At 52.0% G+C, this 14,185-nt stretch carries 13 protein-coding genes; 1 reads left to right on the top strand and 12 read right to left on the bottom strand.

The genetic code is table 11. The features are described from left to right. From G9Q73_RS06570 to G9Q73_RS06555, 4 genes are all read right to left on the bottom strand, one after another. Window positions 1-408: hypothetical protein (locus G9Q73_RS06570; protein ID WP_177419084.1), on the bottom strand; the 408-nt coding region annotated here is incomplete at its 3' end. A 1-nt stretch (window position 409) separates the two neighbouring features. Next, complete coding sequence (locus tag G9Q73_RS06565; protein WP_177419083.1) at window positions 410-994, bottom strand: toll/interleukin-1 receptor domain-containing protein; 585 nt, start codon at window positions 992-994, stop codon at window positions 410-412. A 143-nt stretch (window positions 995-1,137) separates the two neighbouring features. After that, window positions 1,138-1,662, bottom strand: coding sequence for a gamma-glutamylcyclotransferase family protein (locus tag G9Q73_RS06560; RefSeq protein ID WP_177419082.1), 525 nt, complete (start codon window positions 1,660-1,662; stop codon window positions 1,138-1,140). A gap of 48 nt (window positions 1,663-1,710) precedes the next feature. Continuing rightward, entirely contained in the window at window positions 1,711-2,295 is a 585-nt protein-coding gene (locus G9Q73_RS06555; RefSeq protein ID WP_177419081.1) for a hypothetical protein, read from the bottom strand. 173 nt (window positions 2,296-2,468) lie between these two features. On the opposite strand from G9Q73_RS06555, the gene G9Q73_RS06550 reads away from it, so the two are divergent. Beyond that, on the top strand, window positions 2,469-3,875 hold the full coding sequence (locus G9Q73_RS06550) for an integron integrase (protein WP_177419080.1): 1,407 nt from the start codon (window positions 2,469-2,471) through the stop codon (window positions 3,873-3,875). A gap of 42 nt (window positions 3,876-3,917) precedes the next feature. On the opposite strand, the gene G9Q73_RS06545 is transcribed toward G9Q73_RS06550, so the two are convergent. From G9Q73_RS06545 to G9Q73_RS06510, 8 genes are all read right to left on the bottom strand, one after another. Then, window positions 3,918-4,784 carry a ferredoxin reductase domain-containing protein gene (locus G9Q73_RS06545; RefSeq protein ID WP_177419079.1) on the bottom strand — a complete coding sequence of 289 codons (867 nt, stop codon included), beginning with the start codon at window positions 4,782-4,784 and terminating at the stop codon, window positions 3,918-3,920. 919 nt (window positions 4,785-5,703) lie between these two features. Beyond that, the gene (locus G9Q73_RS06540; RefSeq protein ID WP_177419078.1) at window positions 5,704-6,570 is read right to left on the bottom strand and encodes a ferredoxin reductase domain-containing protein; all 867 of its coding nucleotides are present in this window, start codon (window positions 6,568-6,570) and stop codon (window positions 5,704-5,706) included. Between the two features lie 83 nt (window positions 6,571-6,653). Next, entirely contained in the window at window positions 6,654-8,600 is a 1,947-nt protein-coding gene (gene acs / locus G9Q73_RS06535; RefSeq protein ID WP_177419077.1) for an acetate--CoA ligase, read from the bottom strand. 100 nt (window positions 8,601-8,700) lie between these two features. Continuing rightward, window positions 8,701-9,273, bottom strand: a complete 573-nt coding sequence (locus G9Q73_RS06530) for a hypothetical protein (RefSeq protein WP_177419076.1) — start codon at window positions 9,271-9,273, stop codon at window positions 8,701-8,703. A gap of 19 nt (window positions 9,274-9,292) precedes the next feature. Then, window positions 9,293-9,985, bottom strand: a complete 693-nt coding sequence (locus G9Q73_RS06525) for an exonuclease domain-containing protein (RefSeq protein ID WP_177419075.1) — start codon at window positions 9,983-9,985, stop codon at window positions 9,293-9,295. A 3-nt stretch (window positions 9,986-9,988) separates the two neighbouring features. Further along, window positions 9,989-11,854, bottom strand: a complete 1,866-nt coding sequence (locus G9Q73_RS06520) for a putative nucleotidyltransferase substrate binding domain-containing protein (RefSeq protein ID WP_177419074.1) — start codon at window positions 11,852-11,854, stop codon at window positions 9,989-9,991. Window positions 11,855-12,081: 227 nt separating this feature from the next. Next, window positions 12,082-13,866, bottom strand: coding sequence for a sodium:solute symporter family protein (locus G9Q73_RS06515; RefSeq protein ID WP_177419073.1), 1,785 nt, complete (start codon window positions 13,864-13,866; stop codon window positions 12,082-12,084). A gap of 15 nt (window positions 13,867-13,881) precedes the next feature. Then, entirely contained in the window at window positions 13,882-14,136 is a 255-nt protein-coding gene (locus G9Q73_RS06510) for a DUF4212 domain-containing protein (RefSeq protein ID WP_177419072.1), read from the bottom strand. Between the last annotated feature and the right edge of the window lie 49 nt (window positions 14,137-14,185).

The raw sequence follows: 14,185 nt of genomic DNA, 5'->3' as shown, positions 1-14,185 counted from the left end.
CGCCAAAACTGCAAGTGCCAGTAACCCATAGAAACCTGTAGTTGAAAAAGAGAATATTGCCTTTTGTCTTGCTTTGAATTTATATTGCTCAATATTGAACACGAAAATTTCATTAGAATTAAGATCGCCTAGATTAAGCTTTTTGACAAACTGCTCATGGTGCATACGAAATTGGCATTCCAATGCCAAATAGTAAGTATCAATTAGATAGAAAAATATTACTGGCACCAACAAAATATAACTACTAAATAGAAGATTTGGTTCCTTAATGAAAACTGCGAGCAAAACTGACGACAATGTTATACACCAGTTTTTGCACAAACTGCTATTATTGGAAAGTCTCGCGATAATCGCTTGAACCGCATTAATATGCGCTAGTACAGATGGTGATTCATTATTAATAGACATTTTAGTGATCCTCTGGGTTGAAACCTTGCATCCAACGATCAAAACCAACCCATTCGTTTGAACTGTTTTGTATATAAAATGAATCTGATGTCAGATCTAAATACGGATATAGACCTAAGTACTCCCTACCTAAGAATTCTTCCTCATCTTCATCGTCTTCGAAAATTGGTGCTACAGCTACGCGATTAGTACGTGCATCCATGTATCCCAACTCCCAAGGCATCCATACAGAGCTTTCTGCAGCTGCTGACGTCAGATAAAGTAACGAAGAACAGTTTTTCATTCTGTTTCGAAGTACTGTTGCAGTTGAACTTGTTACCTTTCCTCGATCCAAGTGAGAATCTTCAAGCCAATCAACATAAACTGTATGTCCTTTTTTTTGGAGCATGTCACGAACTTGCTTAACAACTCGAGAGTCTTCATATGAGTGCGACAGAAAAACATCATATTGCTCGGAAAATGAAAATGATTCGAAAGCCTTCTTCAGCTGACCAGATGCGAACAGCCTTTCTCTTGATTCTTCTAGAAGATAAGACTGGTCTGCATTGTAGCGCTTAAGTATTTCAGATTTTCTTATTACCGCCATATTTCTCTGCTTTGATACCTAACGCCGCAAATCACCGGAAGGAAAAAGTGGTGTTTGGTTTGTGTAAAATGGAGCGCAGCGGAATACACAAACCAAACAACGCTTTTGACTGTCCGAGTGAATTTGCCTTGTTATGCGAATATTCATGTAAAAGATGGCAAAAAGCCTTCAAGTTCAGGGCTGTTCAATAGAATTCTAGTATTCACATATTCCAAGTAACTTCTAGGGACATTGTGGCTCTTTAACCCGTTAATAATTTCAGAAGCATACGCAAGTGAGGTTTTTAATTTCTGTTTTTTCTTTCGAACTACATATGTAATAGCATTTAGCAAATTGCTCTCATTGGTGCTGGTAATTACCTGGATATATGTACGTTGATAATTACCACCTTCTCCCTCTATGGCATCTAGTGATCTTCTTTTACCAGATAGGTGCCTATAGATCAGCCCTTCAGGTATTTCATAAAGAACTCCCCATATTTGAGTGCTTCCATCAGGCACTATATCAGCGGCTGCGCATTGATTTGTACTGCTCCATACATTGAAGTCTAATTCATATTTATCTTGTGTAAATGCAGAGCCTATTACTGTGGCATCGCCATTCAATCTTGTAGTTGAATTGAGTCTTGTGGCGGACGTATTAGAACCATATTGAAATACTATTGGCATGCTAGATTCTCTATTTGTTCATAACAGTTAATGGTTGTAATTATGAATTCATGAATTCCTACCGTAATTAATAGAATTAATACACTTTATTATGCTTTTTATGGAAATATCTCTTGGTTTTATCCTCCAAGCCATAAAACTCTTTGGTCCCGTAGAGTTTGAGGTGTGAGCGTAATACTCAGGTGACTTTTCTTGTTTTTCTAAAGCGTTTAATTGACCTGTGTAAATTGCGCTCACATACCACTTATCTGAGTGCATTTGTTGATTGACATTACTTAAAGTTCTTCTCTCCTTCATTCTTTTGCAATTAGCATTTTTAAACGGATTGTCACTCATTAACTGAGCGGCCAGTAAAACTGCACTGTTAGCTATTATGCATATTGCTGGAATTTCATCAATAATAAAGACAGTTCCCTGGGTTCTTTGCTCTTCAGCCGAATCCCTCGCATCTTGTAAAGTTAAATAATAATCTTCCCAAGATCGCTCTTTAACTGTTGTTTTGCTAAATATTCCACCCCATTCATTACGGCGTTGATATAGGTTATAAACTTTAATCAAAAATGCATCAGAAACCAGTTCATCATCTGATTTACTAGAGTCCCAATTAAAATTCAGATTATTTGTGGTTAACATTTAGCACTCCGCTATTTTCTTCGCATAACATCAAAATAGGCGGCACCACCTATCTTTGTAAATGCTGCGGCATTGTTTGGGGTGATAGGCTGTCGCGTCATATTGTGTTTTCTATGGTTATAGGTTAGCGTTATTTTGACGAGAAATAAAATCCTTGCCATGGAGGGCCTGGAATGACCGATCATTCTGTTATAGATTACACCGATAAAGTTGCGCTGTTCTGGCACAACTATCAGAAAACACTAGAAAAAAGAAAGATTTCTGAACGTGTGCAACTTTGGTACGCACGATATGTCGAGACCTATCTGAAGTACTACGATTCCATCAGGCTACGTTCCCATACTCCTGATCATTTGGCGTCCTATTTCAAAAGAATAGGGCAACAGCCTGGTTTGGAAGGCTGGAGATTTCTGCAGATAATCGATGCGTTGCAGTTGTTGTTTTGCCACCATGTCAAATCAAGGTGCTGTGACGATTTTGACTGGGCCTACTGGAAAACAACTGCACGAAGTCTGGATCTTGATCATCCTACCTTGGCGCGTGAAGTTGCGGCAGCGGACGATCCTAATCTATTAGTGCCCACAGGAAATTCACTGCTTACTAGTTTCTACCAGCATTTTCCCGACCTATACAGGCGCTATGTTATTACGATCAGGTTGAGGGGGATGGCGATTCGGACGGAACAGACATACGGAGAGTGGATCGCCCGTTTTCTGGCATTTCATCACTGGACATCTGTTGAGAGTCTCGATGCTGATGCGGTCTCCCGGTATCTTGAGTATCTTGCAGTACAGCGCAATGTGTCCGCCTCTACCCAGAATCTGGCGTTAAATGCGCTTGTTTTCCTGTTTCGTGAGATAGAGGGTAAGAACATCGATGGCATGGAAGGATTTGTCCGAGCACGGCCAAAACGAAAGCTACCCACAGTCCTATCTGTCGTTGAGGTCAAGTCGTTGCTTGATGAAATGTCCGATAAACCTCGCTTAATGACTTCGCTGCTCTATGGCACCGGTATGCGACTCATGGAGTGTATGCGGCTGCGGGTAATGGATCTTGACTTTGCCTACCAGCAGATCACCATCAGAGACGGGAAGGGGGGGAAGGATAGGGTGGTTCCCTTGCCCAATTCACTAATCAGCCAGATAAAAAATCAACTGGATGAGGTGAAGGAGATACATGATCAGGATCTAACTGGTGGATTTGGTCTGGTCTATCTGCCCCATGCGCTTGCGAGAAAGTACCCCAATGCTGGCAGGGAGTTGCGTTGGCAATATCTTTTTCCCGCCACACGCTTGTCAACGGATCGCCGGTCGGGGCTGACGAGAAGGCATCATCTGCATGAGTCGGTTTTGCAAAAAGCGGTCAAGCGTGCGGCAACCCAGGTGAAGATCAACAAACGAGTAACCTGCCATACTTTTCGTCACTCGTTTGCGACCCATCTGTTGGAGAATGGTTACGATATTCGAACTGTACAAGAGTTACTGGGCCATTCCAATGTGGCTACCACCGAAATCTATACTCATGTGCTTCAGCGTGGTGGAAAGGGCGTTCGCAGTCCGGTCGATCTGTTGGCTCCCTGATCCCGTTCTGAACACGGAGGGCGTTCATCGGAATACGCCGGCTCAGAGGTAGAGCAGTTCTGACCAGCGATTTTCATCCTTCATTTTTTGTCTCATCGCATTCCAGGTCTCCGTGGAGCCTGCAAACTGGGCCAGAATATTGTCCAGCGCGTCATTGGCCTTGCGTGTGCCCGCAAGAAATACATAGGTCTTCGGATCCTGCAGCATACTCCAGGCTTCTGTTGCGTGTTCGTCCAGGGTCAGTTCCAGTGCTTCATCGGCATTTACGCCATATTTGTTGCTGATGCTCTGATAAGCTTCAAAGGTCTCATTCGTATAGTAGTTGGCGAAGTCGTTGTCGACGTCATTCATATAGAGCAGATCAAGTCCGTTCTTATCGCCGAAAAAGAGTCTGACTTTTCCATCCCATCCCTGGTGTGTGCTGTAGATGTGTTGGATAAAGGCGCGAAAGGGGGCGATACCCGTTCCACTGCCGATCATCAGCAGGTTGCTGTCTCGCGCCTTCGGCATGTTGAAGGCACTCTTGTATGGACCTGTGAGTGTGATCGGGTCGCCGGGTTTTGCATCACAGAGGTAGTTTGAGGCGATGCCCGGAAACTGTTCGCCTGAGACCTCATCGATATAGAAGCAACGGCGAACAATGATCTCGATCTCGATCTCATCTTCGCCCTGCTTGTCACGTGCATTGGCGATGGAGTAGTAGCGATGATGGGGTTTGGTTCCAAAGGCGTGGGGGCCTGGCACCAGTACGCCGATGGTTTGTCCTTCCTGGAAACGAAAAGCGGGGTCGGCGATACCTAGCCTGATGGCCGTGACTTCATCGGTATCGTCGGGCGAGATGCGTCGGCTGTCGATTACCACGGCAGGGCAGGTATTGCTCCAGGCGCTATCTGGTGTGGGATTATTCATGGTTTGTTCCATGTCAGTTGAGAGGTGACAGAGAAGGAAGAGCAATCCTCTGTGGTGTCAATCTCTGCCCTAGTATGTTCTTCAGCTGGGCTGAGGAGTGATAGAGAAGTGAAGAGCAACTGGTGTCATCAAACAAATTGCTGCCAGTGAAATTTTATCACTGGCGACCTATTTCCTTTGCAGATGTCATCGACTCAGCTGCTCCCGTGACAATGCAGGAACCACAGCAAAGAAGGCGGCCCACAGTCCCAGTCTGTCGTTGAGGTCGTCGCCGCTTGATGAAATGTCCGATAAACCGCCACGACTTCTGCCGTCGGCGTATACCGGTGCTGCGACCTAGCGGAGTGCGGCTGCGGGTAATGGATCTTGACTTTGCCTACCGCCAGCAGATCACCACGGTGAGACGGAAGTGGGGAAGGATAGGGTGGTTCCTTGCCCACTCCATCAATCAGCCGATAAAAATCAACTGGATGAGGTGAAGGAGATATGATCAGGATCTGACTGGTGGATTGGTCTGGCCCATTCTGCCCATGCGCTTGCGAGAAAGTACCCAATGCTGGCAGGAGTTGCGTTGGCACATTTTTCCGCCACACGTTTGTCAACGGATCGCCGGTCGGGGCTGACGAGAAGGCATCATCTTACGAGTCGGTTTGCAAAAAGCGGTCAAGCGTGCGGCACCCAGAAGATCAACAAACGAGTAACCCGCCATAATTTTCGTCACTGCTTCCAGACCCACTTGTTGAATTGTTACGATATTCGACAACCAGGCTAAGAGTTACTGGGCCATTCCAATGTGGCTACCACTGAAATCTATACCCATGTACTTCAGCGCGGTGGAAAGGGCGTTCGCAGTCCGGTCGATCTGTTGGCTCCCTGATCCCGTTCTGAACACGGAGGGCGTTCATCGGAATACGCCGGCTCAGAGGTAGAGTAGTTCAGACCAGCGATTTTCATCCTCTATTTTCTGTTTCAGGGTATCCCAGGCCTCAGCGGAGCCTGCATGCTGGCTCAGAATATTGTCCAACATGTCATTGGCTTTGCGGGTGCCTGCAAGAAATACATAGGTCTTCGGATCTTGCAGCATGCTCCAGGCTTCTGCTGCGTATTCGTTCAGGGTCAGCTCCAGCGCCTTGTCGGCGTCGATCACATACTTGTTGCTAATAGACTGGTAAGCTTCAAAAGTCTCTTCCATATAGTAGTTGGCCAGGTCGTTGTCGACGTCATTCATATAGAGCAGATCGAGTCCGCTCTTATCGCCAAAAAAGAGTCTGACTTTTCCATCCCATCCATGGTGGTTACTGTAGATGCGTTGGATAAAGGCGCGAAAGGGGGCAATGCCTGTTCCGGTCCCGATCATCAGCAGGTTGCTATCGCGCTTCTTTGGTATGTTGAAGACGCTCTTGTATGGACCTGTGAGGGTGATTTGGTCGCCTGCTTTGGCATCACAGAGGTAGTTTGAGGCGATGCCCGGAAACTGTTCGCCTGAGACCTCATCGATATAGAAGCAACGGCGAACAATGATCTGGATCTCGATTTCATCGTCGGTTTGCCTGTCACGCGCATTGGCGATGGAGTAGTAGCGATGATGAGGTTTGGTTCCAAAGGCGTGGGAGCCTGGCACCAGCACGCCGATGGTTTGTCCTTCCTGGAAACGAAAAGCGGGATCGCTGATGCCTAGCCTGATGGCTGTGACTTCATCGGTATCGTCGGGCGAGATGCGTCGGCTGTCGATTACCACGGCAGGGCAGGTATTGCTCCAGGCGCTATCTGGTGTGGGATTATTCATGGTTTGTTCCATGTCTGGTGGATCAATCTGGGTAGTAAAAAAGAGACGGCATAGGCCGCCTCTTTTCTTTCCAAGGCTCAAAGTTACTTGTTTACCCGGTTTTCGATCAAGTGTTCAACAACGGAAGGGTCCGCCAGTGTCGAAGTATCACCCAAAGCATCGATCTCATTGGCAGCGATCTTGCGCAGGATGCGGCGCATGATTTTTCCGGAACGGGTCTTGGGCAGACCGGGAGCCCATTGGATGATGTTGACCTTGGCGATAGGGCCGATCTCTTTGCGCACCACTGCGACCAGATCGGCCTTCAGTTCGTCGACATACTCTTCGCCGCCCATGAGGGTGACATAGGCGTAGATGCCCTGGCCGGTGATTTCGTGGGGATAACCCACCACAGCGGCCTCTGCGACCTTTTTATGCAGTACCAGCGCCGATTCGATCTCGGCGGTGCCCAGGCGGTGCCCGGAGACGTTGAGTACGTCGTCGACACGTCCGGTGATCCAGTAGTAACCGTCCTTGTCGCGCTTGGCGCCATCGCCGGTGAAGTAGTAGCCGGGGTACATCTGGAAGTAGGTCTCGTAGAAACGCCGATGGTCTCCATAGAGCGTGCGCATCGAGGATGGCCAGGGGTGTTTGATAGCAAGGTTGCCGAAAGCGGGATTGCCTTCGATCTCCTTGCCTTCGTCATCCAACAGCACCGGTATCACGCCGAAGAAGGGCTGGGTGGCGGAGCCGGGTTTGAGCGGGGTGGCACCGGGCAGGGGGGTCAGCATGTGGGCGCCGGTCTCGGTCTGCCACCAGGTATCGACAATGGGGCAGTTGTTGTTGCCTACCACGCGGTTGTACCACTCCCAAGCCTCCGGGTTGATCGGTTCGCCGACTGTGCCGAGCAGACGCAGGCTCTTGCGGCTGGTTGCCTTTACAAACCCCTCTCCGCAGGCCATCAGTGCGCGGATGGCGGTGGGCGCGGTGTAGAAGCTGGCGACATTGTGTTTGTCGACCACTTGCCAGAAACGGCCTGCATCTGGGTAGGTGGGGATGCCTTCGAACATCAGACTGATCGCGCCGTTGGTGAGCGGCCCGTAGACGATGTAGCTGTGACCGGTGACCCAGCCGATGTCGGCGGTACACCAGTAGACTTCGCCGTCCTTGTAGTCGAAGACGGTTTTGTGGGTCATTGCTGCCTGCAGCAGGTAGCCGCCGGTGGTGTGCAGTACGCCCTTGGGCTTGCCGGTGGAGCCGGAGGTGTAGAGGATGAAGAGCGGGTCTTCCGCATCCATCTGTTCCGGCTCGCAGACCGGGTCGGCAGAGGCCAGTGCTTCGTGGTACCAGACGTCGCGGCCATCGGTCCACTCGACGGCTTCCCCGCCGTGCTTTACGACGATGGAGGTGTGTACGTCAGGGCAGTTGGCCAGCGCAGCGTCGGCGTTGGCCTTAAGGGGCAGATGCTTACCGCCACGGATCGACTGGTCGGCGGTGATCAGGCACTGGCAGTCGGAATCGAGGATACGATTTTTCAGTGCGTCTGGTGAAAAGGCGCTGAAGACGATGGAGTGCACTGCCCCGATACGGGTGCAGGCCAGCATGGCCACAACCGCCTCGGGGATCATCGGCATGTAGATGGAGACCCTGTCGCCTTTTTTTACGCCGCGGGATTTGAGTACGTTGGCGAACTTGTTGACGTCGGCGTGCAGTTCACTGTAGGTGATCTTTTTGTCGACACCTGGGTCGTCAGATTCCCAGAGGATGGCGGTCTGGTCGCCCCGGGTCTCCAGGTGGCGGTCGAGGCAGTTGTAGGAGACGTTGAGCTTGCCCCCCTTGAACCACTCGATGTGGAGGTCGTCCTCTCCAAAGCTCCAGTCCAGTGTCTTGTCCCACTTGCTGAACCAGGTGAGGTACTCTTCGGCCTGTTCCCCCCAAAAGCCCTCGGGGTCGTCCACGGAGCGTTTGTACATCTCCTGATACTGTTCTGCGGTGACATTCGCCTGGGCGGCGAAATCGGCAGGCACTGGGTAGACCTTCTCATCAGCCATCTTTTTCTCCTCGATTCAGTGGTTCTTTCATTGCGTTTATAAAGTACCTTGTCCGAAAGGTCCATATTTCCGGATAGTATCGCTAACTTGTATTACTGCTTTATGAATCCGGCTGCCGGTAGCTCATCAGACGTGAGGGTGACAGCCAGAAAAGAGCCGCCTCCTCACCCTCGGCAAGTTCGCGTTTGACCAGCACTTCTCCGTGGTTGGTGCGCCAGCGAATGACGCTGTCAGGGGCCGGTGCGGTTACCGCCGCTCTGCTCTCATCCTCGGCGTCTCCCAACTGCTGGAGCAGTTGGGTCTGCAATTGCTCATGGTAGCCCGGATGGTATATCAGTTTCAGGGCGCTGATATGCTGAGCGGAAAAAAAGAGTGTCAGATATTTTGCCGGGATGCCGTTGAAGGTGCCGATCCTTGTCAGGCAGAGATGATTGCCGAAGCTGGTCTCCCGCGTTTCGCACTGCCAGGTGATATCAGGATAGACCGTTTTCAGTTCGGTCTCGGTGAATGCGGCATCCAGCTCCTTGAGATTGAATTCGATTGAGTTCTCGCCTTTGAGCCAGAGAAAGACCGAATCGGAGCGGCGTTGTCCATCATCGGTCATTACCAGCCAGAAGATGGGACCTATGACTATGCCCAGCAGGATGAGTTTTTTGTAGAGTTCTAGCAGCACTGTCTATGATCCTTTTCGGTTAATGCCACAGGAACTGGCCGATGGTGCAGTTTTCCGGCCGGGGCGCTGTCTCGGCGGCCATGGCGAGAAACAGTTCGGCAGTCGCCACCGCGTCACTGAGTGCATTATGCGCCTTATACATCGGCAGATTGTAGCGCGGACGCAGATTGAAGAGCCGGAGGTCGCCGATCTGAATGGTGTGGTTGCGTCGCTCGAAACGTCTTTGCGCAAGGATCAGGGTATCGATGGTGGGGATCACAAAAGGCGCTCCATACAATCGGCGGCATGCGGCATCGATGAAATTCTGTTCGATGCTGGCATAGTGGACCAGCATGACCTTGCCTGCCAGCATGCGCAGCAGATCAGGCAGGACCGCTTCCAGCGGTGAGCCGGCAGCGGACCTGTCGTCGGTGATCTGGTGGATCACTGCCGAGGCCTCCGGGATATCCTCCACCACGCTGATTATCTCATGGCGGGTAGAGTCGAGACGGATGGTCATGTTGTCGATCTGCACCAAGCCATAGCTCAGAATGCTGTGCTTGGCGGGATCAAGCCCGGTTGTTTCCAGATCCAGTGAGACGATTCCGGTTTCGCTGCAGCGGGTGTTTTTTTCGACCTGCGGTGCCGACAGGAAATCCTGCATGACACCAGGGCCGGTTTTGGCCAGTGCCCGCTTGCGTTGAGACTCCTTGCTGAGGAAGCGTTCCCACATAACTCACCCGAAACGTCCGAGCTGGTAACGGCTTTCCAGGGTCTCCTGCATGCTCTGGATGACCTTGAAGGCGTCCTTCAGATGGGTTCTTTCCAGTTCGGAGAGGCTGTCAGGCGGCAGGTAGTTGTCCGGAGGAACCCCATTGCGGATCTGTTCCGCCTGGTGGTTCATGCGCAGGATGGCGATGAACTCCAGCGCATCCTCCAGATTCTCCCCCATCTCTTCGCTGAGTGAAGAGGTCTGCATCGCGGCGCGCAGCCGGTCGGTGGTATTGGTTGCGGGCAGTCCCCCGGCAAGAGCCAGAACGCGGGCGATATCGGTGATCGGCACAATGCCCCGATGTTTGATGTCGAAGGTGTCATCGTGTTTACCGTCATGGATCAGTACGAAGGTGCGGAAGAAGCCGAGTGGCGGCTTGTGCTGCAGGGCATTCGAGGCCATAAAGGCGATGAAGATGCCGTTGTTTTTGGTCTTTGCCAGAATTGACCCCTGCAGTGCTTCGAACAGGTTGTCGTCTCCATAGACCGGGCTGAGGTCGAAAAAGATGCTGGAGAGCATCAATGCCATAGGGTCGGGTTTGTCGATCCACCCATTGAAGTATTCACACCAGACGCGCAATGGCTGCCGCCACTTGGGGTTGCTGGCCATGGCTTTTCCGGGGCAGTAGACGTAACCGCAGGTATTCAGCCCGTCGGTGACGAACTTGGCGAGGGCGGCGAAATAGGTCTCGTGCTCCGGCTTCATCTTGTTGGAGATGATCAGCGCGTTGTCCTGATCCGAGTGTGATGTCTGTTCCCGTCGCGCCTGTGAACCGCCGGCAACCCAGACATAGGGCACGGGTGGCGCGCCGAGTTTCTCTTCCGCCATTTCGATCAGGCGGCGGGTGACTGAATCGGTGATGCAGGAGACCGACTCTCCGATATGCAGGGCAGAGGCGCTGGCGTTGCTGAGATGGAGCTGCAGGTCGGGTAGCCGTTTACAGGCCAGCGCCAGATCTTCGATGGTCTTAGATTTGCGGATGTCGGTGGCGATGAAGGCGGAGTTGGTGTTTTGCTGCCGCGCCAGATCGCTGGCGGTCAACATGCCGAAGATTTTGCCATCCTTCAAAACCGGCAGATGATGGACATGCAGCCGCGTCATGAGCAACAGGGCGTGAATCATCAGGGCGTTATGCCGGATGCTCTCCAGGTTGGTCGACATGATGAGTCTGGCCGGTTGGTCGCTCGATAGCCCTTCGGCAATACAGCGTTTGCGCAGATCGCGGTCCGTGATCATGCCTACCAGTTTGTCTCCATCGCGGATCATGACGGAGGAGACGTTATTCTCGGTCATGCGCTGGGCAGCCTGCCGGATCGAGCGGTTGACGTTGATGAAAACCGCAGGTTTTTTCAACAGTTCATGGATTTCCACCGACATGTGGGCGGTGTTGTTTGAGGACGTCGGCCGGGTGCCGCCGACAGCCCGCTTCAGCCGTTCCCGCATCGATTCGCTGAAGTGCTGATCAAAGGTGGCGGAGGTTTTTCTCAGCTCTCTGAGTTTTTCGCAGGGCAACAGATAGAGCAGTGAGTCCTCAACGGCAGTGCCGTGGTGGCCCTGTTCGAGGTCGACGAGTTGGCAGGGGACGGGATAGATATCACCTTCACCCAATTTCTCGATCAGTTTGCCGTTTTTGCCCCTCAGCTCAATGGCGCCGGAGCGTACCAGGTAGATGAAGCTGTCATCGCTGTCAGCAGGCGGAAAGTCGCTTTCGCGGCGCAGATAACGGATATCCAGGGATTTCGGCAGTTGATTGAGCGCCTCTTCCGGCAACGCGTCAAAGGGTGGGCGTTGTGCAAGAAAATCTCTGATTTCGACCAGTTCGATTTCCATGGGGCAATACTAACCGAATATGGAGGGAAAAGGTGTTTTGAGTGGTGTTCGTTTTTTAACCACGAAGCGCACGAAGCACACGAAGAAAATAATTGTTATTCAATTGGTTGCCTTAGTGATCTTTATGGTTGGATGTGGGTTTCAGAACGAACACTACTCAAAACAGCTCTTCAAGGAAAAGGCCCCGCGTGAGCGGGGCCGGTTTCAGGTTTTTACAGGATCAGTGATTAGTGCTCCACAGCGGCGGCGGCACCCTTGGGGATACGGATGTCTTCCACCAGGTGCTGGATGTGCTCCGGAGGCGGGGCAGTTATCTTGGATACGGCGATTGCCACCGAGAAATTGACCACTGCGCCGATCGCACCAAAGGCGTTTGGAGAGATGCCAAAAAACCAGTTGGGATCCATATCACCCAGGAAAGCGGTACCGGGGATAAACATGATGCCCTTGTGCTGGAACACATAGAGCATGGTGACACCGATACCGGCAGTCATGCCCCAGATGGCGCCTGCGCGATTCATCTTCTTGTTGAAGATGCCCATCATCAACGCCGGGAAGATCGAACTGGCGGCAAGACCAAAGGCGATGGCCACGGTGCCCGCTGCAAAATCCGGCGGATGCAGTCCGAAATATCCCGCCAGTGCGATGGCGCCCGCCATGGCAAAACGTCCCGCCAATAACTCGTTCTTCTCCGAGATGTTCGGGTTCATGACACCCTTGATCAGATCGTGGGAGATCGAGGAGGCGATAGCCAGCAGCAGACCAGCAGCCGTCGAGAGCGCTGCTGCAAGACCACCGGCAACCACCAGTGCAACCACCCAGTTGGGCAGATTGGCGATTTCGGGATTGGCCAATACCATGATGTCACGGTCGACCTTGGTCATCTCGTTACCTTTCCAACCGAAGGCATCGGCCTTGGCGGCGAACTCTGGATTCTTGTCATTGTAGTACTGGATGCGACCGTCGCCGTTCTTATCTTCGTACTGCAGCAGACCGGTCTTCTCCCAGTTCCTGAACCACTGGGGGCGTTCGGCGTAGGAGAGGTTGCCCTCGGCAGAACCCACTTCACCCACCTGAATAGTGTTCATCAGGTTCAGGCGGGCCATGGAGCCCACTGCGGGTGCGGTGGTGTAGAGGATGGCGATGAATATCAGCGCCCAACCGGCGGTGGAGCGAGCGTCCGCAACCTTCGGCACGGTGAAGAAGCGGATGATGACGTGGGGCAGGCCTGCGGTGCCAATCATCAGCGACAGGGTGTAGACGAACATGTTCAGCTTACTGCCCATGACTTGAGTCGTGTACTCCTTGAAGCCGAGCTCCGTTACCACCAGATCGAGTTTCTCCAGCATATACATGCCGGAGCCGTCAGCCATGGTGCCCCCCAGACCCAGTTGGGGGAAGGGGTTGCCGGTGATGTTCAGGGAGATGAACACGGCAGGCACGGTATAGGCGAAGATCAGTACACAGTACTGGGCGATCTGGGTATAGGTGATACCCTTCATGCCACCCATAACGGCGTAGATGAAGACTATGCCCATGCCGATGTAGAGGCCGGTGTCGTAGTCCGTTTCCAGGAAGCGGGAGAAGGCGACGCCGATGCCCTTCATCTGACCGATTACATAAGTCACCGAGGCCAGGATCAGACAGATGACGGCCACGATGCGGGCAGTGCGTGAGTAGTAACGGTCGCCGATAAACTCCGGCACGGTGAACTTGCCGAACTTGCGCAGATAGGGCGCAAGCAACAGGGCAAGCAGTACATACCCGCCGGTCCAGCCCATCAGAAAGACCGATGCGCCGTAGCCGTTGAAGGCGATGAGGCCTGCCATGGAGATGAATGATGCGGCAGACATCCAGTCAGCAGCGGTCGCCATGCCGTTGGCGATGGGGTGAATGCCGCGTCCCGCAGCATAGAATTCGCCGGTGGTGCTGGCGCGTGCCCAGAAGGCGATGCCGATGTAGAGGGCAAAGGTGATGCCCACAATGGTATAAGTCAGTGTTTGCAGATCCATATCAGTCTCCGTCTCCTAGTCTTCGTGAACGTCGAATTCACGATCCAACGCATTCATGCGTTTGGCATAGATAAAGATCAATACCAGGAAAGTGAAGATAGAGCCCTGCTGGGCAAACCAGAATCCAAGACCCACACCGCCGATTTTGATGGTGTTGAGAGGTTCCACCAGGATGATGCCGAATCCGTACGAGACGATAAACCATATCACCAGCAGTATGCTTACCAGGCGGATGTTCGCCCGCCAGTACTCTTCTGCGCGATTACTCATAGTTGTGATCACTCCAGGGTTGCACGGGGTTGCCTGTCGGCAGTCCGTC

Source organism: endosymbiont of Lamellibrachia barhami (assembly GCF_011947365.2).
Classification (GTDB): Bacteria; Pseudomonadota; Gammaproteobacteria; order Chromatiales; family Chromatiaceae; genus QGON01.
This window is presented reverse-complemented; position numbering and strand designations above follow the sequence as displayed.